Annotated in this window: 24 protein-coding genes; 14 read left to right on the top strand and 10 right to left on the bottom strand. The window is 47.9% G+C overall.

The genetic code is table 11. The features are described 5' to 3' along the window. Positions 1-300: 300 nt before the first annotated feature. The 3 genes from H6F76_RS22615 to H6F76_RS22605 form a co-directional block, all read right to left on the bottom strand. Positions 301-489 (bottom strand): hypothetical protein, encoded by a 189-nt coding sequence (locus tag H6F76_RS22615; RefSeq protein WP_190511691.1) that lies wholly within the window; start codon positions 487-489, stop codon positions 301-303. A gap of 95 nt (positions 490-584) precedes the next feature. Further along, positions 585-878: a helix-turn-helix domain-containing protein gene (locus tag H6F76_RS22610; RefSeq protein WP_190511690.1), complete on the bottom strand. Its 294-nt coding sequence runs from the start codon at positions 876-878 to the stop codon at positions 585-587. A gap of 27 nt (positions 879-905) precedes the next feature. Further along, positions 906-1,205: a hypothetical protein gene (locus H6F76_RS22605; RefSeq protein WP_190511688.1), complete on the bottom strand. Its 300-nt coding sequence runs from the start codon at positions 1,203-1,205 to the stop codon at positions 906-908. A 342-nt stretch (positions 1,206-1,547) separates the two neighbouring features. Here H6F76_RS22605 and H6F76_RS22600 point away from each other — a divergent pair, with 342 nt between their 5' ends. From H6F76_RS22600 to H6F76_RS22575, 6 genes are all read left to right on the top strand, one after another. Then, positions 1,548-1,784 carry a hypothetical protein gene (locus H6F76_RS22600; RefSeq protein WP_199322296.1) on the top strand — a complete coding sequence of 79 codons (237 nt, stop codon included), beginning with the start codon at positions 1,548-1,550 and terminating at the stop codon, positions 1,782-1,784. 30 nt (positions 1,785-1,814) lie between these two features. Beyond that, complete coding sequence (locus tag H6F76_RS22595; protein ID WP_190511686.1) at positions 1,815-1,967, top strand: hypothetical protein; 153 nt, start codon at positions 1,815-1,817, stop codon at positions 1,965-1,967. 11 nt (positions 1,968-1,978) lie between these two features. Next, a complete protein-coding gene (locus H6F76_RS22590; protein ID WP_190511684.1) occupies positions 1,979-2,599 on the top strand; it encodes a Uma2 family endonuclease in 621 nt (206 codons plus the stop codon). A 471-nt stretch (positions 2,600-3,070) separates the two neighbouring features. Continuing rightward, positions 3,071-5,323 carry a hypothetical protein gene (locus tag H6F76_RS22585; RefSeq protein WP_190511682.1) on the top strand — a complete coding sequence of 751 codons (2,253 nt, stop codon included), beginning with the start codon at positions 3,071-3,073 and terminating at the stop codon, positions 5,321-5,323. Between the two features lie 148 nt (positions 5,324-5,471). Further along, the gene (locus H6F76_RS22580; RefSeq protein WP_190511680.1) at positions 5,472-6,239 is read left to right on the top strand and encodes a hypothetical protein; all 768 of its coding nucleotides are present in this window, start codon (positions 5,472-5,474) and stop codon (positions 6,237-6,239) included. A gap of 306 nt (positions 6,240-6,545) precedes the next feature. After that, positions 6,546-8,387 carry a DUF262 domain-containing protein gene (locus H6F76_RS22575; RefSeq protein WP_190511678.1) on the top strand — a complete coding sequence of 614 codons (1,842 nt, stop codon included), beginning with the start codon at positions 6,546-6,548 and terminating at the stop codon, positions 8,385-8,387. Between the two features lie 463 nt (positions 8,388-8,850). Here the strand turns inward: H6F76_RS22575 and H6F76_RS22570 are convergent, their stop codons facing one another. Beyond that, positions 8,851-9,150 (bottom strand): hypothetical protein, encoded by a 300-nt coding sequence (locus H6F76_RS22570; protein WP_190511676.1) that lies wholly within the window; start codon positions 9,148-9,150, stop codon positions 8,851-8,853. Positions 9,151-9,280: 130 nt separating this feature from the next. After that, complete coding sequence (locus H6F76_RS22565) at positions 9,281-9,607, bottom strand: hypothetical protein (RefSeq protein ID WP_190511674.1); 327 nt, start codon at positions 9,605-9,607, stop codon at positions 9,281-9,283. Between the two features lie 186 nt (positions 9,608-9,793). On the opposite strand from H6F76_RS22565, the gene H6F76_RS22560 reads away from it, so the two are divergent. Then, positions 9,794-12,217: a tetratricopeptide repeat protein gene (locus tag H6F76_RS22560; protein ID WP_190511672.1), complete on the top strand. Its 2,424-nt coding sequence runs from the start codon at positions 9,794-9,796 to the stop codon at positions 12,215-12,217. A 492-nt stretch (positions 12,218-12,709) separates the two neighbouring features. Here H6F76_RS22560 and H6F76_RS22555 read toward each other — a convergent pair whose 3' ends face one another. The 3 genes from H6F76_RS22555 to H6F76_RS22545 all read right to left on the bottom strand — a co-directional run bounded on the left by H6F76_RS22555 (position 12,710) and on the right by H6F76_RS22545 (position 15,807). Continuing rightward, a complete protein-coding gene (locus H6F76_RS22555) occupies positions 12,710-13,375 on the bottom strand; it encodes a hypothetical protein (RefSeq protein ID WP_190511670.1) in 666 nt (221 codons plus the stop codon). A gap of 8 nt (positions 13,376-13,383) precedes the next feature. Continuing rightward, the gene (locus H6F76_RS22550; protein ID WP_190511668.1) at positions 13,384-14,400 is read right to left on the bottom strand and encodes a DNA methyltransferase; all 1,017 of its coding nucleotides are present in this window, start codon (positions 14,398-14,400) and stop codon (positions 13,384-13,386) included. A 456-nt stretch (positions 14,401-14,856) separates the two neighbouring features. Beyond that, positions 14,857-15,807: a DUF559 domain-containing protein gene (locus H6F76_RS22545; protein WP_190511666.1), complete on the bottom strand. Its 951-nt coding sequence runs from the start codon at positions 15,805-15,807 to the stop codon at positions 14,857-14,859. Between the two features lie 538 nt (positions 15,808-16,345). On the opposite strand from H6F76_RS22545, the gene H6F76_RS22540 reads away from it, so the two are divergent. The 4 genes from H6F76_RS22540 (at position 16,346) to H6F76_RS31160 (ending at position 19,892) form a co-directional block, all read left to right on the top strand. After that, positions 16,346-17,437, top strand: a complete 1,092-nt coding sequence (locus H6F76_RS22540) for a PDDEXK nuclease domain-containing protein (protein WP_190511664.1) — start codon at positions 16,346-16,348, stop codon at positions 17,435-17,437. Then, positions 17,434-18,048 (top strand): tyrosine-type recombinase/integrase, encoded by a 615-nt coding sequence (locus tag H6F76_RS22535; RefSeq protein WP_190511662.1) that lies wholly within the window; start codon positions 17,434-17,436, stop codon positions 18,046-18,048. Before H6F76_RS22540 ends, H6F76_RS22535 begins: the two co-directional genes overlap by 4 nt. Before the next feature lie 162 nt (positions 18,049-18,210). Beyond that, on the top strand, positions 18,211-18,966 hold the full coding sequence (locus H6F76_RS22530; protein WP_190511660.1) for a ParA family protein: 756 nt from the start codon (positions 18,211-18,213) through the stop codon (positions 18,964-18,966). After that, on the top strand, positions 18,963-19,892 hold the full coding sequence (locus H6F76_RS31160) for a ParB/RepB/Spo0J family partition protein (protein WP_190511657.1): 930 nt from the start codon (positions 18,963-18,965) through the stop codon (positions 19,890-19,892). Before H6F76_RS22530 ends, H6F76_RS31160 begins: the two co-directional genes overlap by 4 nt. Before the next feature lie 182 nt (positions 19,893-20,074). On the opposite strand, the gene H6F76_RS22520 is transcribed toward H6F76_RS31160, so the two are convergent. Then, a complete protein-coding gene (locus H6F76_RS22520) occupies positions 20,075-20,914 on the bottom strand; it encodes a hypothetical protein (protein ID WP_190511656.1) in 840 nt (279 codons plus the stop codon). 252 nt (positions 20,915-21,166) lie between these two features. Between H6F76_RS22520 and H6F76_RS22515 the strand changes: the two genes are divergently transcribed. Beyond that, entirely contained in the window at positions 21,167-21,625 is a 459-nt protein-coding gene (locus tag H6F76_RS22515) for a hypothetical protein (protein ID WP_190511654.1), read from the top strand. 37 nt (positions 21,626-21,662) lie between these two features. Then, positions 21,663-21,815, top strand: coding sequence for a hypothetical protein (locus H6F76_RS22510; RefSeq protein ID WP_190511653.1), 153 nt, complete (start codon positions 21,663-21,665; stop codon positions 21,813-21,815). 160 nt (positions 21,816-21,975) lie between these two features. Here the strand turns inward: H6F76_RS22510 and H6F76_RS22505 are convergent, their stop codons facing one another. Beyond that, entirely contained in the window at positions 21,976-22,251 is a 276-nt protein-coding gene (locus tag H6F76_RS22505) for a GlsB/YeaQ/YmgE family stress response membrane protein (protein ID WP_190511650.1), read from the bottom strand. Positions 22,252-22,342: 91 nt separating this feature from the next. On the opposite strand from H6F76_RS22505, the gene H6F76_RS22500 reads away from it, so the two are divergent. Further along, a complete protein-coding gene (locus H6F76_RS22500; RefSeq protein ID WP_190511649.1) occupies positions 22,343-22,534 on the top strand; it encodes a hypothetical protein in 192 nt (63 codons plus the stop codon). Positions 22,535-22,996: the final 462 nt, after the last annotated feature.

Here is a 22,996-nt window from a genome sequence, read left to right as displayed (position 1 = left end):
CGGCATATTGCAGAAATTTACAGGAAGTTATAGGAGGTTGCAGAAGTTTACATGAAATTCATTTCTTTGAAAGCCCCTCTTAAGAGGTGTCCGATAATTATTACAAATTGTTGCGTGAGTAACAGCCGCTTGTGTGCCGATTACAACTTTCTCTCTTAGTATCTTTTTATTAACTTTATAAAAATGTTGAAGTTATTTAAGGCGCTTTTTAAGCTCATACTTGATAGATGGCTGGCTAAGAATGATTGAGTCCATGCTACGATCGGTCTGCCGCGCACAACTTGAGCGTTTCACATTGCATTAACGCGCTTCATCTTCTGGTGCAATGGAGTATTGTCTCCTTAAATGTGAGGAGGCAGTGGTCTCAAGCCGCACAAGTGCCTGGTGGTCGCTCTTTCGAGCGGCAAGTTGGGTTCCTGAACTCCCTGAGAGTTTGGGAGCTTTCTCATGCAAAGCTGCTAAAAATGCCGTTTGCATTGCTTTGCTCATAGAAGTCTTGGCAGTTTCCCACGATTTTTGGAGCAAATGTTTTGGCTGCTGGCAAAGTTCAGAACTAGACTTTTGCTGAGACGGTGGCTGTTGAATCAGTCTGAGTCACACCAGCATTTGATCAAATCTGTGGGAATCCGATCGACATGCCGAAACAGGCGATCGATGGCGGCAAGTCTGCGTTGATGCAGCAGTGTGGCTTCTCTGTGCGAGGCAGAATGGCTCATCCAATGCTCGATCGTGCTGCGGGAGACACCACTCAGCTTGGCTAACTCGCTGTAGGACACCTCCCAAGCTTCTAGGAATTTAGCTGGATGAAGGGGCGGTGGGCAACGCAAGTACAAGTGCTCAAAGAGTTGCCACTGCTGATCAGAAGGGGGACGTGCCATAAGACCTCTAAAGCTAGAGTGAAGGGATTATTTCGCAATTACAAGCGGATTCTGAACAGGCATGACTGCCAAGTCGTCCTCAAAAGCCCAGTCAAGGTTAATGAAGGCACTTGAAAACGCAGCTTTATCGAGCAGCACTGCATAGTGATACCCGATCGCTTTGGTACTGCCTTCTGTCGCCCAAACTAGACCGACGATATGCCCGAAGTCTGGGTCTTTGAGCGCTTTCCAGAACACCCATGTTCCGATTTGGAAGCGCGGTGCTGGCAGGTAGAGCGGGGGTGGCTGTGGTAGGGCGATCGATGGAAGCAATAAGGGATGTGGCATGGGCTTTTCAGAATAACTGTGACGACAACGAGCGTGACCTGAAGTAACCGAACTGATAACCGCAGCTTTACAGCAAGGGGTTAGATGAGTGGTCGTACAGGAACCTAGACCGAGTTTGGGCAAAGCAATGATCTGTCGTTCTTGAACCAGCACCACTGCCAACTACGCAGCAGCGCAGCAGCAGAATGAGGGTTCTAGAAGGTCCTTGCAAAAAAAAGAATCAACGTTTCACACCCCTTCCAGTCCAGTTCTATTGTGCTCCGCTCTTGTTCTAATAAGTTAGCATAAGATCAGAACTTATTAAATAACATCTATGAAATCGGATGTGATTAGGCGTACAAAGTGATTTCAGAATTTTTCGGAGGAGATATGATGCTGTCAGAACATAGCGCATACGATCAGATGGCACGTAAAAACACAGCCAAAATCACATTCACTTGCCCTCCGGAGATGAAGCAAGAGCTAGAGTCGATCGCCGAATCTGAGCGTCGTACCGTCTCCAATCTTGTTGAGGGTGTGATGTTCGACTGGCTGGAAAGTAAGAAGGCTTCCCTGAGCAGCGCAAAAGTAGATAAGTGAGGTCATCACATAACACCGATAAACCAGGGCTTGCCAACACAGCAACGGTTAGAAATGGAAGCGATCGCTATGCTCCGAGACATGATCATCGACAATCAGCGAGGCAAAGTGCCGACCCCAGGACAGATTGTGCGGGGTAAACAGATCATGAATGAGTTAAATCGGCTGAAGCAAGCTAAGTAAGGGCGATCGCCATGACACCAGCAACTGCCACATCGCTATTCACCTTTGACGAATACCTGACCTATGAAGATGGCACTGACACTCGCTATGAGCTTTTTCGTGGGGAGCTAGTAGCAATGGGTCAGCCTCGCGGTCAGCACGCCGAAATCATGCGCTTTTGTGAGCGCCACCTTGAGACAGCGATTGAGCAAGCTGGTTTTGCTTGGGTGGTCAGACAAGCCGCGATCGGTGTGAGGGTGCCTCAAGTAGGGCGGCGGGACACGTCTAGAGTGCCTGATCTTTGCATTGTGCCTACCACTCAATGGGAAGGGCTATTGAACCGGGAAGCAGTCATTGAACTGGATGAGCCTGCACCATTGCTGGTCATGGAAGTGGTAAGCATGGGCACTGGAATTACAGACCATCGGCACAAGCGGGTGGAATACAACATTGTCGGCATCCCCGTCTATATCATTGTGGACTGGGTAGACGTTGACCGTAACAACAAACCTGGCGACAAACGGGTCACTGTCTTGAACCTGGTGGAAGGCTTTTACGATGAAACAGTCTACAGAGGCGATCAGGTCGTAGAGATACCGACTTTCCCAGCGCTAAAGCTAACAGCCAACCAAATCATTCGAGCAAAGGTATGACAAGAGCAGTTTTTGAAAAACTTTGCCACTTGCTTGAATCTGCGGTTAGATCATTGATACTTCACCACAGCAAAGCTCCCACGACAACACGAGCAACTGGTGAATTACAAGTTTCCACGTTTGAAGCGAGAGGAGTGTTCGTCATGTTCTAGGCAACCCTAGAAGCCAAAAACCCCCGCTGCGGCGAAACAGAAGGGGTCAAAAGGCTTGTTATTCAATTGAAAGATAGGAGCAGGGACTCTAACTGATGCTTTAGGCGGCAGGTTGTTAGGTCACCCAGCTTTGCTATGCCAATTTTAGTAGCAATTCGTCAAATGGTGCAACCTTTTTGACAAATTGCTCTAGTTTTTGCATGGCTTCCTATCCACTGCTTACACCAGTCATAGGGAGTTACTTCGTGCATCAAAAATTTGATAAGGGCAGGGGCAAGCCTGTCCTGCAAAATGCTGCTGTGGGCAAGGAGGGTCGCCGATGAACCTTCCCGCCCTTCAATTCCAGGCAATCCAGGAACCAAATGCGTTTCTGCGTCTCTTTCCACATCGGTTTGATTTCATCTATGCCGAGCATCCTGACCCTGGGGATCGCCCCGACTGGAAAACCGAAGACAGGCACCCTCTAAGCGATCGCCTGCTCCAAGAAGGCGCTTACTTGTATGGCGTGCGGTTTGGCAAACAGACCGACTACCTCATGCTCGACATTGATCCCGGTAGTCTTTACCATCCCCACAGCGATCGCTTCGCCATCCCACGCCTGTTGGCAGCGCTAGAACCGTTAGGTTTGGTTGAAACCGTCATCGTCACCAGTAGCTACCGGGGCGGTATCCACCTATACCTGCCCTTCCAGAAGCGGCAAGAAACCTGGGCGATCGCCCAGTCCGTCTCCGTCTTGTTGGCGAACGCCGGGTTCAAACTCAAACCGGGACAACTCGAACTGTTCCCCAACCCCAAGCCCTTCAGCGAAACACCGAGCCTTTACGCTGCTCATCGGCTCCCCTTACAAGCAGGCTCCTACCTGCTCAACCGTGACTTCCAGCCTATCTACGGCGACCAAACGACCTTTGTGCAGCGCTGGCAGTTTGCCCAACACCGCAACGCCATCGACTCATACACCCTGAAACGGGTCTTGCAACAGGTGAAGCGCAAACGGTACAAACTCTCCGGCAAAGCCGAGAAGTTTCTCCACGACCTGAATATTGAGGTTTTAGCGGGGTGGACTGACTCAGGGCAAACCAATTACCTGCTCGGTCGGATCGCGATGAGGGAATACATTTTCGGTCACGTCCAACGCGGTTCCGCTCCTCTCACTGGTGAAGACTTAGCGGCTGCCATCTGTGAAGTGGCACGCGCTCTCCCTGGCTTTGATTCGTATTGCAGCCATCAGGCAGACCTGGAACAGCGAGCCATGTTCTATACCCGTTCCATCCAGTCCAGTCATTACTACCCCTTTGGCTTCAAGCACCAGGTAAAGACGGCACCCCTACCGGATGCGACAAGTGAACCCGCGCCACCGAATCAGAATCAGCAGAAGTCGCAAGAGGCGCGCGATCGTATCCGTCAGGCAGTCACCGATCTGCTCACCAAAAACGCCTTACCAACACCTGTAACAGCCCGGAGACAGGCAATCCGCGCCTACGGCATTGGGAATGCCACCCTCGATAAATACAAAGAACTCTGGCACCCCAGCTACCTGAAAGGCTTACCAGACGGGGAATACCATACCCTTACGGCAACTCCCACATTTTCAGAACCCCTGAAACCCTTACCAGACGGAGAATACCATACCTTGAAGGACAATAAGCTTGTCAGCCATACTGCTGCCCCTCAAGGGCAAGCGGTTGGCTTTCTAGAAGTTGGGGGGTCTGGGGGGTTCTCCACAGGCATCGCTGTCGAAGCTGACAACCGAAAGGCTGTTAGGGCAGAGAAGCACCTTGCTAAGATGCAGGCATGGTTGGCAAGTGATGACCCGATTCTAATGGCAGAAGCCCAGCAGTTTTTTGCTGCCCAAATACAGCAAGAGTCGGTCAGTCTCGTCAGTACAGAGGTCGTGGCACCGAAGCCAGCCGCACAACCTTCGAGTGAGGAAGCAGTCATGCCAGGTGGGTTTGGACGATCGCAACCGCAACGCCGAGGTAGTAAAACCGCTTTGCAAGAAATTCGGCAATTGAGTGTTGTGCCTCAACAGCCAGTGCCGGAGCCTGACGTGGATCGGGCACTGCAAGCGGAAGTCGAAGCGTTCTTTGCTCAGTCTCAGCAGGAACATTCAGAAGAGCTGGCACTGGCGTGGTTGGCTGGTGTTTATAACCCGCTGGCGCAGGTCGATTTGCTGGCAGTAGGTGCTCGCTTTCTGAAGCCAGAAGAGGAAGACTGGCTGGCTTTGGCACGCTTAGTGGGCTGGCTCTCAGTCGAGGATGAACTGGATGCCATTTATTTCACTGCGCCTCCACCTGCTTTTGCGTTGGAGCAGGCTGATTGGTATGTGCGACCAGATTTGACCACGTTTCTGGATGAACCCGTGTTGTTGCGGGCGGCAGTGCAGCAGTATCCTATTCCCGAAGCGAGCCTTCGAGCGGCGATCGACCAGAAGGTGGCAGAGTTGGGTTGGACACTAGAGAAGTGGTCAAGTTTCATCTTGGAGGTGTTTGACAAACCTGATTTGGAATTTGATGGAGATGATTTACAGCTATTGTTGTTTGAGCTTCAAAGTCAGTTGCAACACATGGATTGACACGGGATACATTGGTTAGGAACCTGCTGGTCGAGAGGTAGCTTGATCCTTAGTGATTTCCGATTGCCATAAAAGTTAGGATTTCTGTCTTTATAGTGCAAAGCACTAGCAAAGGCTACAAATAGGTAGACCCAAAGTTTTAGCCTTTATGGAACTCGATTACAACGATCCTCACCCTCTTGTTGCAACCCTAGCTCGTCTCTTTGCGGCGCAAGGTCAAGCCATAGAAGTCGCCATCCTAGCAAACTCGACACCAGTAATCCTTCAAATCGACTTCGACAATTGGAATGGGGGGACTGGAATCTTTAATCTGATTCTACCAGTGCCGCATTATCTGTTTGCTCAGATAGAGATAACCTTGCAAGAACTCCAAGAGTCTATTGAAAAGAAAGCTCAGTTAATTCTAAGTGCTTATCCACAAGACTCCCTACGACAAGTAATAATCACACCGCAGCTTGCCTCTGATGAAGCATGGCAGGAGAAAGCTAAGACTTGGTTAGCTGGGAAAGGACTCACTAACCAGGGGCGCGTACGTTCAGACAACGTTGCTCCTAAGACCTGTGATGGGTTACTCTTTCGTTCATCACAAGAAATCAACTTGTACAAAGCTTTCAAAGCTTTAGGCGTATCTTTTGCTCCATTGCCAGTATTCATTAGAGGCGGAAAGGCTTACCGTCGCATAGAGCCGGACTTTGTGATCATCAAAGATGGTCTGATCACAATTGTGGAAGTTGATGGCGACACTGTGCATCATGAAACTCCTGTTGAAGCGTACAACCGGACAACCATGCTTGAAGAAGAAGGTGCCTGTTTACAGAGAGTTAATGCAAACGACTGTGACTCACCAGCCGCAGCTGCGGAATGCGCTCAAGAGATTTTACGCCGAATTGCACAGATCAAAAATGCTCGCACTTAATGGAAATGATCGGTATAAACAAAAGCCTCTGCTGAGGGCTACCTGATATTGATGGTGCATATCATGAAAGGCTAATTCGGGACTGCGTTAAATTCAGGAGCCTTAAAGCTGGAAGAAACGTACAGCAGAAGCTGCATCCCCAGTTTTGGCTGTAGTTCAAAAGCTATGGGAATGCCTAGCTGCCTTGTTACCAGCCCCTGACAATTTAGGTGTCGTAGGTTAGGCCTCGGCAAACAATAATGGGCACTCTGGAAGCGGCAAGCGTCCGCTTGCCAAAATGCCAGACCCAAAACTCACAGCAGCAGTATGTCTAATTTCGACTCAACCAAAAAACGCCTCGCTGATCTGCTACGTGACATCGTTGCTGGCAAAATCCAACTGCCTGACTTCCAGCGAGGGTGGGTCTGGAAGGATGAAGACATCCGTTCGCTGCTAGTCAGCATCGCTCGCGCCTTCCCAGTTGGTGCCGTCATGATGCTAGAAGCTGGTGGCGACACTCGCTTCAAAGTACGTCCTGTTGAAGGGCTTGACTCTACTAACATCCAACCCAACGACACAGAACTGCTGATTCTTGACGGTCAGCAACGCCTTACCTCCTTAACTCAAGTGCTGATGCTTCAGCAGGCTGTAGACACCCGCAACCCTACAGGCAAACCGCTCAAGCGCTACTACTACATTGACATCGAACTTGCCCTCGCAGGGGAAGAGCATTACGAAACCGCCATTATCGGTGTCGATGAAAACCGGCTGGTCAAAGAAAACTTCGGTCGCACCATCAAACTCGACCTCAGTACCCCTGAAAAGGAATACGAAAATTTCTACTTCCCCTGCAATCAAATTCTCAACTCTGACGGTTGGGAAGAAGGCTTGCTTGCTTACGATGCTGATAAGTTTGGACAGTACGCAAAATTTCGCAGACAAGTTCTTAACGAGTTCCGCAACTACAATCTCCCCATCATTGAACTCAGCAAAGAAAACAAAAAAGAAGCGGTTTGTCTCGTCTTTGAGAAAGTCAATACTGGCGGCGTTTCCCTTTCCGTGTTTGAACTAATCACCGCTACCTACGCTGCCGATAATGTCAATCTGCGTGACGACTGGTATGGCAATGCCAAAGAAAACCTGCAAGGCATTCAACAACAACTCTCTAGGCAGCGGTTGCTCAAGCACATACAACCAACGGAATTTTTACAAGGGCTAACCCTACTGCACACCTGGGACAAACGGCAGCAAGACTTGCTAGAAGGTAAAACAGGCAAACAGGTCACAGGGGTGAGCGCTAAACGGGAAGCCGTCCTGTCCCTACCTTTAGCCGCTTACCAGCAATGGAAAACCAAACTTACGGAAGGCTTCTGGAAAGCGGCAAAGTTTCTCCGTAAAGAATCTTTCTTTTCAACCCGTGACCTACCCTATAGCACCCAACTCGTGCCACTCGCTACAGTCTTAGCGCTTTTAGATAATGACTGGTTACAGCCAAAGATCTACGACAAACTGGCTCGTTGGTTCTGGTCTGGGGTGCTGGGTGAGCTTTACGGCGGAGCCGTTGAAACCCGTATGGCACTCGATCTTCAGGAACTTATGCACTGGATCAAGGGTAGCGATCAGGAACCTGCAACTGTGCGTGATGCCAACTTCCAACCCGCTCGCCTGGAAACGCTGCGATCGCGGAATAGTGCCGCTTACAAAGGGATCAGCATCCTGGTGCAGCGAGAGGGTGCAAAAGACTTCTTCTGGAAATCGACGCTCCGTGAACTCGACGAAACCGACTGGGAAGAGTGCAAGCTCGATATTCACCACATCTTTCCCAAAAAGTGGTGTGAAGACAAGCAAGTCCCCTCAGCACGTTACAACTCTATCCTCAATAAAACGCCCATTTCCTACAAAGCCAATCGTATGATCGGCGGCAAAGCCCCTAGCGATTACTTGTTGCAATTGCAGACGCACTCAGCCGTGCAATTGGACGATGCAGGTATGAATCTACTGCTGGCAAGCCACTGCATCGAACCAGCCACCCTGCGACAAAACGACTTTGAAGGTTTTATGGCAGCGCGCAAACGCACCTTGCTCACTAAAATCGAAGCCGTCATGGGTAAAACGATCGTGCTTTCTGATGAAGCTGTGCCTGAAGATGAAGCCGATGAGGAGGATTAAGGGGTCTGGGGAGGAACGGAACGGTGAACCGACTTAAGGACGTATAGCGATCGATAGGCAACGAGAACAGCGGACAAAGTGTACCTAAACCTGTTGCCATTCAAGCGGATTCGACAATCGGTCTAAGTCAGACGACAGCAGTTGCGACGTGGTGCTTACACATTCATGATCACCACTACAGCAGGGGCGAAGTGGCAAAGTAATGAGTGGCGATAGAAGGTAGTCTGCTTTGACGGTAGGTGCAAAACCTTAAGTGGGTTCACGTTCCACTACTCCCCAGCCGCCTTGTTGGCAGTTTAGACACGTCTGACAATTGCGCTGCTACTGACCGATGGAATTCCCTCTGGGGCGCTTGCAGTATCAATGTGTTTTCGCTGGTCACCATCGGCGCGATTAGGGTTTAAGTAGCACATTCGCTAAATATACGGTGCTGTTTCAACCCGACTTACAGCTAGACATAAGCTTATTTCCAAGACTCTACCAGAACAACGATCGCAACGATGCAAAACGTGAACGCAATTAATGGTTTGAGACAGAAGGTAAACAGCCCCAAGAGCAACTCCATAAGCTGGTTCGCTCCCAAGCTTACTGAGAGAAGCGAAGCGATTGTGAAACCAGCTAGAAAGAGGAAAAAATATTTGAGAACGGTGAATGCAAGCTTGACAACCGGGCTATAACCACTCTGAATCAGCAAGCCGTGTGATGGAAGTTTGTCAGTAGGGGAGGACCGTTCTGAAGCGACAGAGCGATTCAAGAAGGGCATAGCAGAAACTCCTTATGGACGAAGTGAAGGGTGGCTTCATCAGTTGCTTGAGGTGTATTGGGTTTCTTGCCCTTGGAGAGAAGCACCACTCGCTCCTCTACAAGGTGCAATTCATAAGAAGGTGTGGACACTAGATGCCAAAGATCTTCTTGGCTTGGTCAACGACCCAACCTGGAGTCTCTCCATAGCCATGTGCCCAGATGCGACCGTTAACCTTGACCTCCCATCGGCTGCCGGGGAAGGCGAGAGTGGGATCAGCGCTATAGTCGCCCAGATAGAATTTTTTGCCGTTAACCTCAAAGTAAATGCCAGTTGGGACAGGAATAAAGTCGCCTAGCCAGCCAGCTTGAGCGGGTTGCGGGTTGCCTACCAGCCCAATCGCGTTGGCAAGTGTCATAACCCCGGAGAGCGCAATGAGGCTAGAAAGCATTAGAGCCGTTGTCTTTAAACGAATCATGATAAGAATCCTCTGAATGGGTTGTATAACCTGGATATGTTCTCGGAGAGGCTAGTCTATTGACGTTGCGCTCACCTGAATTTGATTAGAGCAGTACGCAAATACACAGAGTTTTGCTGTGTAAGAATATCCACAAGCACAGGGGATACTAGGCTGTGTGTACGGTGCGTGTCATGGTTGCTGGCAATGAACAAAAGTAGCTTTGACGAGAAATTCCAACAGTTAACCAAGCATCAGGAAGCGGTGTTGGAGTACCTGCTGTCTGGTGCATCAGATAAAGCTGCTGCTGCGCGTTTCTGTATCCAAGAGACTACCTACAGAAAACACATTCAGCAGATAGCCCAGAAATTTGGCTTTAAGGCTGAACTGGGTGAGCGCTCGGATAAGCGTTCTGCCCTAACTGAACTCTTTCGGGAGCACAAGCCGGAGTGGGTTAGTGCTGAAGCGCTCGCGAAGTACATTGAATCAGATAACCTAGCTCCCGTTGTCGCTCAAACATCCCCAGTAGCCGAGCCATCACAGGTTAGCAATCTGAATTTTGTCGGGCGGCAAGGGGCAATCGCAGATCTCAACGCGTTTATTAACAGCGGTCAGCGCGTGATTTTGATCTTTGGCGAGGGCGGCAAGGGCAAATCAATGTTAGCGAAAGAATTTTGTAAGGCATTCGATCTTGTGCTACGGCATGATGTAGGGCAGGAGACGCAGAATGTCACGTCGATCGAAAACAAGGTTGACGAATGGCTGCGGCGCTATCTAGATGAAGAACCCGCCCAAGATTTTGACGTAAGCCTGACTCGACTGCTGCGAAAGCTTCAGGACAGCAGGCAGCGCATCGTGATTTGGATTGATAACTTAGAACCTGCTTTGGAGCAAGGGCTTTTTGTGGCGGCGCACCGTAACTATGTAAAGCTGCTGCGAGGGCTGACGGAGGTGGGGTTGCAGACCGTCACGCTGATCACCAGTCGTGAGCAGATTTGTGAGCCGAGCATCAAAGGCATTGAATTGTATGAGTTGCAGGAGCTACAGGCAGCAGATTGGCATGAGTTCTATTTGAGTCATGGGATTGCTACCGGAGTTGCGCCCGAAATTGAGACGATCTCAGAAACCTCTGCCCTTTATCAAATGCACAATGCCTATGGAGGTAATGCAGAGGCAATGTCAATTTTTAAGGGCGATATTTGCCGTGAGTGTAAGGGAAATTTAGAGGCGTACTGGCAGAAAAACAAAGCTGAACTATTACGGCATCCGAAACTGGCAAATTTGATTGAAAGTCAGTTCAACAAGCTCCAGCAAGATAGTGAATGGGAATATCGATTGCTGTGCCGCATGGGATGCTTTCGCTTTCAAGATGTGCCCTATGTGCCAGAGCAGGGATTGCTGGAGTTGCTGTGGGACGCCCCAGAACGGCAAAAGGCACGGATCGTGAAGGCGTTGTACGATCGCTGCTTGATCAAGCTTTTTGACGAAGGCTACTACTTGCATCCTGTTGTTCGAGCCGAGGCAATTTCCCGCTTGAGAAGCGGCGAGGAATGGGAAGTCACAAACCGTAAAGCTGCACAATCGTGGATAGAAAGTGTTGAAGCAATTGAGAAGCCGGAGGATGCCCTTACAGCTTTTGAAGCATATCATCATTATATTTCAATTGATGATTTACGAGGTGCTTGTAATGTGATTATTGAAAGAAGACCTAATAAACTAGCTAAACACTCTGCATTAGGTATTTCATTTTATAGGTTAGGTCTTTTAAATCAAATGATTTCGTCCATTAACTTAGTTAAGGATAATGTCGATCCTGGCTATTCTCAATGTAGAATTTTCAATATTCTTGGAGATTTATTATGGCTCACGGGTAGTATCCATGAAGCCATCTTTTACCATGATGAGTCAGGAAAAATAGCTAGTAATTGTCTTAAATTATCTAAAGCCTATTCAAATGATATTCAGACAGATTTTGGGAACCTGAATGTGGTAGCCTTGGCTAACAAAGGGCTTTGCAAAATAGATCTTTGGGAGCTTGAAGAAGCAGCATCTATTTTTAATGAATGTCTTTTATTAACTTATGAGATTAAGTGCCACCTTAGATATAGGGAGACTTCATGGTTCTGCCTAGCTTATTTGAGCTCCTGCATAGGGTCTAAAGAAAAAGCAACTGATTTTCTTTATAAGTCTGAATGTTCCGAAACAGCTCTAACAGAATGGGGGAGGGGGTACAAGTTTCTTTTTTTAGGAATGACTTACAAGAACTTAGATTTAAGTAAAAAGTCGATTGATACTTACAATCAAGCAATTGAATTTTCTGAAGAATATTATTATCCCCAGGTAAAAGCTAAGGCTCTAAACGGTCTTGCAGAGCTTTATCGAGAACAACAGGATTTTTCAAGGGCGCTTTTACATCATATAGAAGCGGTAAATCTTTTAGAAAAGATCGGCGCTAAATGTGATTTTGCTGACGCTCTTTTTCAACGAGCCTTAACGTATCAAGCAATAGGAGAAGCGGAAAAGAGTCAAGCAGACTCCGAAGAAGCGATACGGTTATTTACTGGAATGAATGCACCTCGACAAGTAGAAAGGGTGCAGCAGACGATGAACGGCACCAGTAACTCAAGGTAATAGGGATTGTGCAGGATAGGTGTTATGTCCAACAGTTTAATTCTCAAGATGCAGAGCCATTCATCCTTGACGTTTTTGATAGTCCGCCATTTCTGTTCGGACGATACTCAAACCTTGTTGAGGCGCAGAACCTGAATGCGTTACTGGGAGCAGTGGCACAGACCGAGAACCCGCATTGCAGCTTGCTCAAGTTAGGGACAAGTAAGCAGCACGCGAGTTTGACGGGCATTAGTAGCAAAGGCTATTGGCAGTTGTCGAAAATGTTAGCGACGCAAACGAGAATGACCAATGAATGGTTGGAACAACAAGAATTGTTATCAATTCGGAATCTTTGGATGAAAGTTCAAGGATACGCTTGAGCTACCAGTGTTGTTTGCGCGTCGTCATGAACCGCCCATTGCGAACCCGCATGATGGATGGTGTGGGAGGGGCAGGAGAAACATTTGCCTCGACTCGATTAGCTAGCTGTTGCTACTCTCAGCATGAATATAATTAATCACTATGATTTAGCCAAAACTGTTTAACCCGACCAAAGTAGTTCAACCGCTCTCCAATCTTAGCAATTTCTCGTGGATAAAACTCGGATAGCGCATCACACAGTTCTAGCATCCACTGTTTACGTGAATATCCAGGATTAACGGTTATTGAGTTTGAGTTAGCAATTTGAATTTGCCCCCAACCTAAAGCTCCAATTGTTAAACAATCCCATCCCAAAAACTCGATAGGTGCGAATGTAACCCTTTCTACTTCTACACGCGTCCCCTCGACATCATAGGCAACCATAAGAACAGCAAAGACATTTTTATCCTCCTCATAGAAACGAGATAGCCGTTCTACAGAAGTGAGGTTTGGCATATTAAACTTTGTACTAAGCCTGTGAGTTTTTACATCAATAATGTAATAAAAGCTGTTGTCATCTTCAAAAGCCAAATCTGCCATCGCTCTTCGAGCAAAAATTGCTGAGTAGTTTTTGCAAACCTCATCCCCAAGTACCTGTTGTAGATTACTACCAAGCACCTCCTGAATAGCATCACCAACAGCCCTTGGGCTATTTGCGGTTGATGTAGATAAGTAATCTTCTTGAGAGTTCAGAAATTCTTTGATGGCTTCTTGAACTTCACCAAATTTTTCGCTGTAAAAGATTTTGCTTTTTTCCATTGAGATTATTACTCTGCTAAAGGGAAAATACTTTGTTGCCGTGGTGTATTGCCATTTTGAGAATTGCGCTTCTTATCTACAGAGCGTACCTGTTCACTTAAAGTGTTACGCTCCCAAAAGACCCCTTCTGAATAACCTTGAATTGAAGACTCAGTCTCAGCAAGTTCAAGACGTTTCTCAGTTAAGCATGAGTACATCTCGTCCATTTCTACACCGAAATATCTTCTTCCTAGCTTTTTGGCAACTACAGATGTTGTCCCTGAGCCCAGAAAAGGGTCAAACACAACATCTCCAGGATTAGAACTTGCAAGAATAACCTTTGCAACTAACTTCTCTGGTTTCTGAGTTGGATGATCAGTGTTTTCTGGCATTGACCAGAAGGGAATCGTAAGGTCAGTCCATAAATTAGAAGGATGAGTAAGACGATAATTCCCGTTATCTGTCATATCCCAATCTTTAGGCGTACCATTCACAGTGTAGGGAGCAATAACTTTTCGCTTAAGCTTTACTGCCTCAACATTGAATGTATAAGTATCAGAGACTGTACAAAACCAAATATCCTCCGAAGAGTTTTTCCAGTTTCTACTAGCTCCACGTCCCTTTTCTCGTTCCCATGTAATACGGTTGCGAATCTGAAAACGATTTTTAACTGCTTCAAATACAGCAGGTGAGGATTGCCAGTCTGAGCAAATATAAATTGAAGAAGTCGGTTTTAATATGTCTTCCAAACCAGCTAAACAAGCATCTAACCAATCTGTGTAAGTATCTAAATTTCTCTTCTTAAAATTGCTAGAGTTGAACGTCTTATTCAAATTATAAGGTGGATCAATAAAGAGTAGATCAACTGACTGTTTCGGCAGAAAGTCTAGAATTTGAAGTAAGTCTTGATTAATTATGCGATTAATAACCTCTTGCAACTCTACGGGCTTATTCAGTTGCAATAGTCTTTTTTTATACTCGATGTGTTCTTCTGCATCTAGAGTAATTGTCTTGTTACGGGGAGCGCGTTCTTTGTCTTGTAGCATTTTGGATCCTAATGAGCCAAGAATATAGAGCTTTACTATGTACGATTAATACTGATAGTACATTTGTAGCTCAACCAATTGACCCCTTAGCGTACCAGATTTTGCCGTTTTCAGCCCACTACTTTGTGATGTTTTAGTTTGCAAGGCTTGATTTATATTCAACCCCCACAGAAAGCCTTTCAGTACTGCCAAAACCTAGAAGTGAATGGTAGATCGCTCCAGTCGGGTTATTATGCAGCTATCTAGCACTGAAGATTTGTCAGATAAACTGCTTTATAGATAGTAAATAATGTCAAGGAGAACTTTTCATTTTTCACGGCGACCACCACTTACGTCAGCCCACCAATTGACCAAACTTATAGCAGCTCCCATTCCTGTAAGAGCTATAGCGGCAGCAGATAATCTTGAACTCAGCATTAAGATCTTTGGGCTGTCCGCTCCAACACAGTGTTAGGCTTACATCTCATCGAGTTGTAGCCCCACTGAAGCACCGATGATGTACCATATGTCCTGCCATAGTACATAGGCTAAATCCGTCCCTGCATAAGCTGTTTCATCATTTCCTTTCCTTAATAGCTTGCCGTTCGCTAAGTACTTGCTCTCGATTGAACCAATCTCGCTAGAGCTAAGCTGTTTAGGTAGCACTATTCTTAGGGGCTCGCAATATACAGGGTCGTCCGCGACTAAAAAAAACTCATCAAATAGATGTGAGAATGCGACCATATGGTTACCAATCTCAAAGCTATACCATTCCTCGGCAATAGTATTTATACGAATTTCGCCCTTCTCGTATTCTTTAATATATCCATCCAAATGCTTAACTTTATGAGAGTTCTTTTCTGGATGAAATACAAAAACAGTAATAAAAGATTTTTCATGTAGCCATTCAATAGCATGAGGAATCAACTCTTCTAAATTTACTGCTGCTAAGTTTTTGTTAGGATGCAACTCCTTGAAAAAACTTATCGCTTTAGCTGTCTCCCTACAGACAAATGGGTAGTCAATGTACATCACACGATATTTTGCTGGAGCTCTTTGCATGCGCTCATTATAAATTTGACGAACTTCTAAGACACAGTTTTTGGGATTTCTGTTGATTTCTCTGCCGGTAAACCTAATTACGGTATAACCAGCTCGTGACAAATATCGCTGTCTAATAGCGTCTTTTTCAAGCTGCTCTTCCATTGAGTGGTAATCATATCCATCTAACTCAATGATTAAACGAGCATCTTTAAGAATAAAATCAACTCTAAATCTACTGTGTTTTTCAGTGTTTCCAAACCAATGTTCACTTTCAATAGCGTCAGCCAAATCACCCAATTCTTTACTAAACTCTTTCTCGATGTAGGATTGACCTCGATCCTTGTACCAGCTTGGAGGTGATTCTGGTTGCCCTGGATATTTCATTTCCCCTCGAATATTACGTAAAGCCTAACAATTAATAGGCTGAAAGCTTCCGCCTAAGATTCCATAGCAGGTAGTTATGCCGAATCTTTCTGCACAACACCTCAAATCTACTGCTTATGCCGAATCTTGCCGCATAATACGCTGCTAGCGGTGGATAGGCGGAATCCTTCCGCATATTTTCAGGTTTTCTACGGAGATTAGCAGATGTACTATGCAGCACCCAGTACATTGTCTTCGTTTAACTTCCCTGCAGCAGCGTTCTCAATCAAGGTGGGCAGGGGGTGTGTAGCCCACTCGACTGCATCGCTCCCAGCGCGATCGCCAGCCTTGTTCTGCAATACCAACTTATGGTTGAAAGTTGGTAAAATTAGACGATCCTCTCCAGCAACGACGCACGTTGACTGCTGCTTGGATGAGACCCTCCAACTATCGAAAGTTGGTAAAACCATTAGAGACTGAAAGGTAGGCATGTGCTGTTGTTCTCAGTCTGTGTCTCATAGCATGCTCTTAAGACTCGCATTCACCTAACAAACACGCTGTGACCGATTCTCTTTTTCCCAAACTTGTGGGTTATGACGCATTCTTGAGTGCGCTAAAGACGCGCATTCGTACCGCTCAAGTGCGAGCGTCGCTTGCCGTCAACCAGGAATTGATCCTGCTCTACTGGCAGATCGGGCGCGAGATTCTGCAACGACAAAAGGAGGAAGGGTGGGGTGCAAAGGTGATCGATCGTTTAGCGAAAGACCTGAAGCGCGAGTTCCCTGAGATGAAAGGCTTTTCCCGCTCCAACCTCAAGTACATGCGGACTTTTGCGGACGCTTATCCCGCTGGCGAAATTGGTCAGCAGCTTGCTGTCCAAATACCCTGGTTCCATAACTGCATGATTCTGGAAAAGGTCAAAGACCCGCCGACGCGGCTCTGGTACATTCAAAAAACGATCGCCAACGGCTGGAGTCGCAATATCCTCGTCATGCAGATTGAGAGTGGGCTGCACGAGCGTCAAGGTGGAGCAGTCACTAACTTTGAGCGCACTCTGCCCCCCTCACAATCGGATTTAGCACACCAACTCATTAAAGACCCGTATGCGCTGGACTTCTTGACGCTAGGCGAAGAGGCTCAGGAGCGTGACCTGGAGCGGGGGTTGGTAGAACATATCCGCGACTTTTTGATGGAGCTGGGCACAGGCTTTGCCTTTGTGGGCAGCCAGCATCCCCTTGAAGTCAGTGGGAAGGAGTACAGGATCGACCTGCTTTTCTATCACATCCCACTGCACCGTTACGTAGTGATTGACCTGAAAATGGGTGAATTCGAGCCGCAGCACTCCGGGCAGATGGGCTTCTATGTGGCGGCAGTCGATAACTTGTTACGCACTGAACGGGATGATCCGACGATCGGCATCATCCTGTGCAAGTCCAAAGACCGCACGATCGTCGAATATGCACTGCAAGGCAGCCACTTACCGATTGGGGTCTCGTCCTATCAACTCCAGTCCAAACTGCCCCCTGCTCTGGAAAGCAGTCTGCCTTCAGTAGCGCAACTGGAGATCGTGCTCAATACGGCAGCAGCGTCAATCGAGGCAACGTTAGACGAGACAGCACAGAGCGAGTCTGATGAGGCACCACCCTCATGACAACAACACCGAATACGCAAAAGACAGTATCCCGGAAATCGCCCAACTCGCGCACGTATGCAGAGGTGCGATCGCGCGAGCATCTGCTGGCGGAAGAGGTCGAAGCCATGCGTGGGGCGATCAAGAAGAACGGTGGTCGCCATGCCCATCGGGATAGCACCCTCATTTTAGTGATCTATCGGCACGGTTTACGGGTAGAAGAAGCCGCCAATTTGAAGTGGGAGCAGGTTGATTTCGCGTCTGGCAACATCCATGTGCGGCGGATCAAGCGGGGTACACCTTCGACTCAGCCGTTAGGCGGTGATGAGTTGCGAGCGCTACGAAAGCTCCAGCGGGAGTACCCGACTTCGCCCTTTGTCTTTCAGTCCAGTCGTAAAGGACCACTAGCAAATGACACGATCTCAGGGATCGTGGAGCAAGCGGGAGTACTGGCAGCTTTACCGTTTCCAACACATCCGCATATGTTGCGGCATGGCACGGGGTACTACCTGGCAAATAAAGGCGTAGACACGCGCACGATCCAAGCTTATTTGGGACATTGCAACATTCAGCACACGGTACGGTATACGGAGCTTGCACCCGGTCGTTTCAAGGGCTTATGGGACGATTAGTGACTGTACTGAGGGAGAGCACTATACCTTTAATGAGGGAAAAAGAGGTCCATGTCAGCAGTTGTATCGACACTGTGATCGAGGGTTCGATTCAGTTGGTAAGCCTATCAATTCGATCAGCAGTGCAGTATCCTTCTGTTGTTACTGTCGAATGGCAACCCAATGGGACAGGTTATTGCCGTCTTCAATCAATCTGGAGGCGTTGGAAAAAGCACGTTAACCATGAATTTGGGTTATCACTTGGCGCAGCGCAAAAAGAAAGTGCTGTTAGTTGACATGGACCCACAAGCGAGCCTGACAGCTTTTATGGGGCTAGAGCCATCTGACCTAGACAAAACGATCTACGAATCTGTGATGTCATCAGAACCCCTACCCATTCATACCAATCTTCATGGTATCGATCTTGTGCCTGCCAACATTAATTTAAGTGGGGCAGAGTTAGAACTGGTAGTAGCGGACATGAGAGACTATCGGTTAAAAGAAGCGTTAAGTGCTGTTGTAGACAAGTACAATTTTATTTTTATTGATTGCCCTCCTAGTCTTGGCATCTTGAGCTACATCTCCTTGGTAGCAGCAACGCATGTACTCATTCCCATCCAGACGCAATACAAAGCCCTTAAAGGAACGGAGCTTCTGCTGAGTACGATCGCTCGTGTGCGGTCGCGTGCTAACAAAACGTTGAGTGTTGCGGGTGTAGTACCGACAATGCATGAAGCCAGAACCGTACAGGGAGTTATGTCTTTACAGTCTATTCAAGAACAGTTAGCTAAGATTGGGGCTGTGTTTCCAACCATCCCTCGCTCTGTAAGCTTTGCTGATGCATCCCAGGAACATATACCGTTGGCACTGTACAGCCCTAAGCATCCAGCGGTGCCTTTGTTCAACCAGATTGCTCGTAGTCTAGAAAAATTACCATGAGTGGAAGAAAGCGCACCAACCAGCCTTATCAAATTAAAGGTGTTGACGCTCTCTTTGGTGGAACAGACCAAACAGAGACGGAGGATCGCCATTTAGCAACGGCTGACATCGTGCCATTTGAGCAACAGCCGCGCCGATACTTTGACCCAGAGAAATTGAACCAGCTTGTTGAGTCAATCAAACAGCACGGTATTTTGGAACCGTTGTTGGTGCGTTCTTCAAAGGATGGCAAATATGAGATTGTTGCCGGAGAACGCCGTTATCGAGCGGCAACGATGCTTGGACTGACTGAAGTGCCTGTAGTCATTCGGAATTTCAACGATCAAGAAGCGCTACAAGTTGCCCTGATCGAAAACCTGCAACGGGAAGACCTGAATCCTATTGAGGAAACTGAGGGCATTTTAGAGTTGGTAGCACTTCGCTTACAGAAGGATGTTGAGTACGTTATTACCTTACTCAATCAGGCAGCCCATCCAGAACGCAACGCTGTGGATAACGTTATCCACAAAGAAGAATGGCAAGTGCTGCAAAAGGTTTTTGCTACTGTTGGACGCTTTACCCCTGAGAGCTTCCGTACTAATCGGCTGCCTCTACTGAATTTGCCAACTGACATTTTGAACGCTTTGAGGGAAGGGAAGCTTGCCTATACCAAAGCGAGGGCAATTGCACGGGTAAAAGATGAAGCTCAACGGCATGAGTTACTTGCAACGGCTATTAAGGAGGAATTGTCGCTGGTTCAGATCAAGGAACGCATAGTAACTAGTGCCAAAGTTAATAGTGTTGAAGCACCAGTTACATCGCTCAAAACGCGCTTTGAATCAGCTTACAAGCGTATTAAAAATTCAAAAGTTTGGGATAGCCCCAAGCAGAAGAAGACGTTGGAGAAACTTCTGGAAACATTAGAACAGCTTGTAGAGCAAGATTAGTCCAAATTGTGCAAGCAAAGTAGAGAGGAAGAAGACGAGCCAGAAGCAATAGCTTCCCTTCTCAGTGAGTTGTTGGAGCAAACTGTGACATTTATAGTGCTGACTAACTAGGCTTAGTGTCATCCGCTGCTCAAACTAAGCTAAGCAGTGCCTAACCTCTGACGGCATCAACCCTACCGCGTTTAAGGTCTGGCAGTTTGACAGTACTGTAACGTCGGTACTGCTTGTTTCACGGCATAGGTGGCTCCAGGCACTAAGATAAACTCACTCGCACCGACCTGGCTGATCGGACTGCCCCAATCATAGGTGTAACCCAGTCCTGTCCAGGGTTGAAGCGCTGTTCGAATGCTGCGAAAGTACAACGTTTGATAAAAAGACTGATAGTCTTGAATCCCAGTACCCTGAGTGTGCCCAGTCACTTGAGGCACAACCCCAGCAAAATGGAGTGGGCATTGTCGCTGCGTAATGTCTGGGTTGACGCACGGTCGAAACAGATCCTGGGGACGCACCCAGAGTTCAACAAACTGCTCGTACTTCCAGGTGGGATTGAGTCCTAGGTACTGCTTTAAGCGAAGCGTTAACTCAGCGGCTGTGGCGTTGGGATGTTGTTGCAAATAGCGCTGGCAAAAGGCTTTGACTTGGGGTGCCACCGTCACCCAGACTAGCTGATCTTCACGCCTGGAACTCTGCGTATTGGGCTGGATGAACTGCTCATACACACGTTGGCTTTTCCAGGTCACGACTAAAACTTGCGTCCTGGTTGGATTCCACACCAAAAGGGGATTATCTGATGTAATGGGAAGGAGCGTATCGACCGCTTTTTCAGGCTCGACGAACGCGGCATCTTGAATGGCAGCGCGGTATCTTACCTGCAACGAGTCTGTCACGGAGTGGGTCAGCCCTGGTGACAGCAAAACACCGGGCGTGAAGCTAGCCGCCAGCAGGCAGATAAAGAAGGTTTGACCACGGTGCCAAAGTTTCATACGGTTGTTCAGCGTGGTGACGGGTAGCGAGGCGGTCACCTCTCATCAGGATGCTCGAATTGTGCTGCTCGCTCACCCCTGACCAAGGCGCTGGCTGTTGCCAATAGTCTGCCGTCGTGTGACTTCTGGGCTAACCCATACCCGACTGTGATCGCTCGTTAGACTTCTCACCACCACACTGGACGGTTGGCATTCTGATCGGCTTTGATTGAGGCAGTGACTGCGACCCTAAACAAGCTGATCACTCGGCTCAGTCACACAACCTATTTTTAAGCGTGGTGGAGCGTCAATGTGGATTTACAAAACCTGAAGTGGACGAAGAACATTGTGCCGCAGAACCACGAACACTGGGCATACCAACCGTTTGACAAAGGACACCTATTCAAGTTGGCGTGGCGAGACAATGAAGGCAATGCTAACAAACCAGCAAGAGAAGACCTGCTGCTACTGCGACAACATGGGTACGTTACCCACTTAGTGAGAGTGCTGGACTATAAGTCCGAAAACGATGCTTGGCGTGGTGACTTCAACATTTACCGGATTGTGGAAGTTCTTTGGGTCATAGACTGGTCCAACCTAGCCACTACACTCAAAGCCGATAAAGTCTTTGAGTACCCTGGAGTTATGTACTACGAGGGCGGCGATGCTATGTACCTAGCGGCGCTGCCGACCTTCCAAAAACGTTGGCACGGGAATGACGGGCTGAAGAACTTTCAGGCGCATGTGCATACCCACCTTAACTTGACTTAAGCAGCGCCAGCATTAAAGCAGTGCAGCAGTGAGTTGCATGATGAAGCAGTCAATAGCGGTCAGCACAAAGCTCCCTCAAGGGGTGGAAAGCCGACAGAAACGGTTTCTGCCGCAAGGGATGCTTGTTTGCTTGCTCGACTCTACTAACGATGGACGTAAGCGCCTAGTGACTCGCAATAACCTGAAGTAGTGGACTCCTGAGTCCAAGCAAGATGTTCATTTCCGCTGACCCTCATGCGCTCGACAGCCGTGGGAGTCAGCCTTCCTGACCCCAAATCGATCGCCATGCAAAAGCCCCTGTACTTGCAGGGGCTTCATTGTTACTTAAGGCTAGTCGCTTGCTTCAATGCTTAGTAGGAAGCGCTCCGACGGGTCACAGCATAGTAGATGAACAGCGCAACAATCGCGCCTAGCACGGCGACCAAGATGCCGCCCAAACTCAGTCCGGCTGAGGTTAACGCTAGGGTACCCGTGGTCAAAAAGCTGAAGAGGCTACCACCGACAAAAGCACCGACAATACCCAGAATCATGGTGCCCAGGATGCCGCCACCTTGATGACCAGGAAACAGCGCTTTAGCAATCGCGCCTGCAATCAAACCTAAAACGATCCAAGCCAAGATATTCATAATGTTAACTCCAGTTAAATAGTGAGTGCGCTGAAAAAGGGCGCTGAAAAACTCTTTTGATGTTCTTAAGTTAACAGGCGCACCCGCTGACTTGTCCCTGCCTGTAGCGAGAACCTGGGCAAAGCAGAGGGAGGAGAAAAAGGGAGCAGCACTCTGCCCGATGGCGCAAGGCAAGTCAGCCGAAGCTGATGATTTATCTCTCATAAGAGAGGGTCACTTCGCTGATGATGTCCCTTCACGGCTGAGCCAAACCGCTGTCTACATTGGCAAGGAACACTTTTAGGGATTGCGACAGGATACGTGTAAAAACCTGCAAGATGCGGTTCAAATGCTTGATTTAGCTACATTTCAGCTTTTACCTTTCCAGGCAATATCCTTAAAACCTTGCAGTAGTACAGGTTTGGACTGCTTTTGGACTGCGTACTACTTGAAAATTAGTAGTACACCCGCGATTTCTCAGCTTTTTTAGAGGCTAAAACCCTGATTCCTTGGTTGAATAGTTGCATCACACAGCAACTATTCAAGGTTTTCACCCTATTTAAGGTTGAATCGCTAGAAGCTAAGAGTATCAAGGATTAGGGGGCTATATTGCAGGTTTTTACACGTATCCTGTCGCAATCCCTTTTAGGCATGGTGCAAGGAGGCTCGGTAGACACACGCCTTTTTCGTAACGGGTAGGATTACTCTGTCTGCATGGGCATCCTGAATTGGTTGATGCCAGAACATACCTTTATGCGCCTCTACC

This window comes from Leptolyngbya sp. FACHB-321, assembly GCF_014695975.1.
GTDB lineage: Bacteria > Cyanobacteriota > Cyanobacteriia > Leptolyngbyales > Leptolyngbyaceae > Stenomitos.
This window is presented reverse-complemented; position numbering and strand designations above follow the sequence as displayed.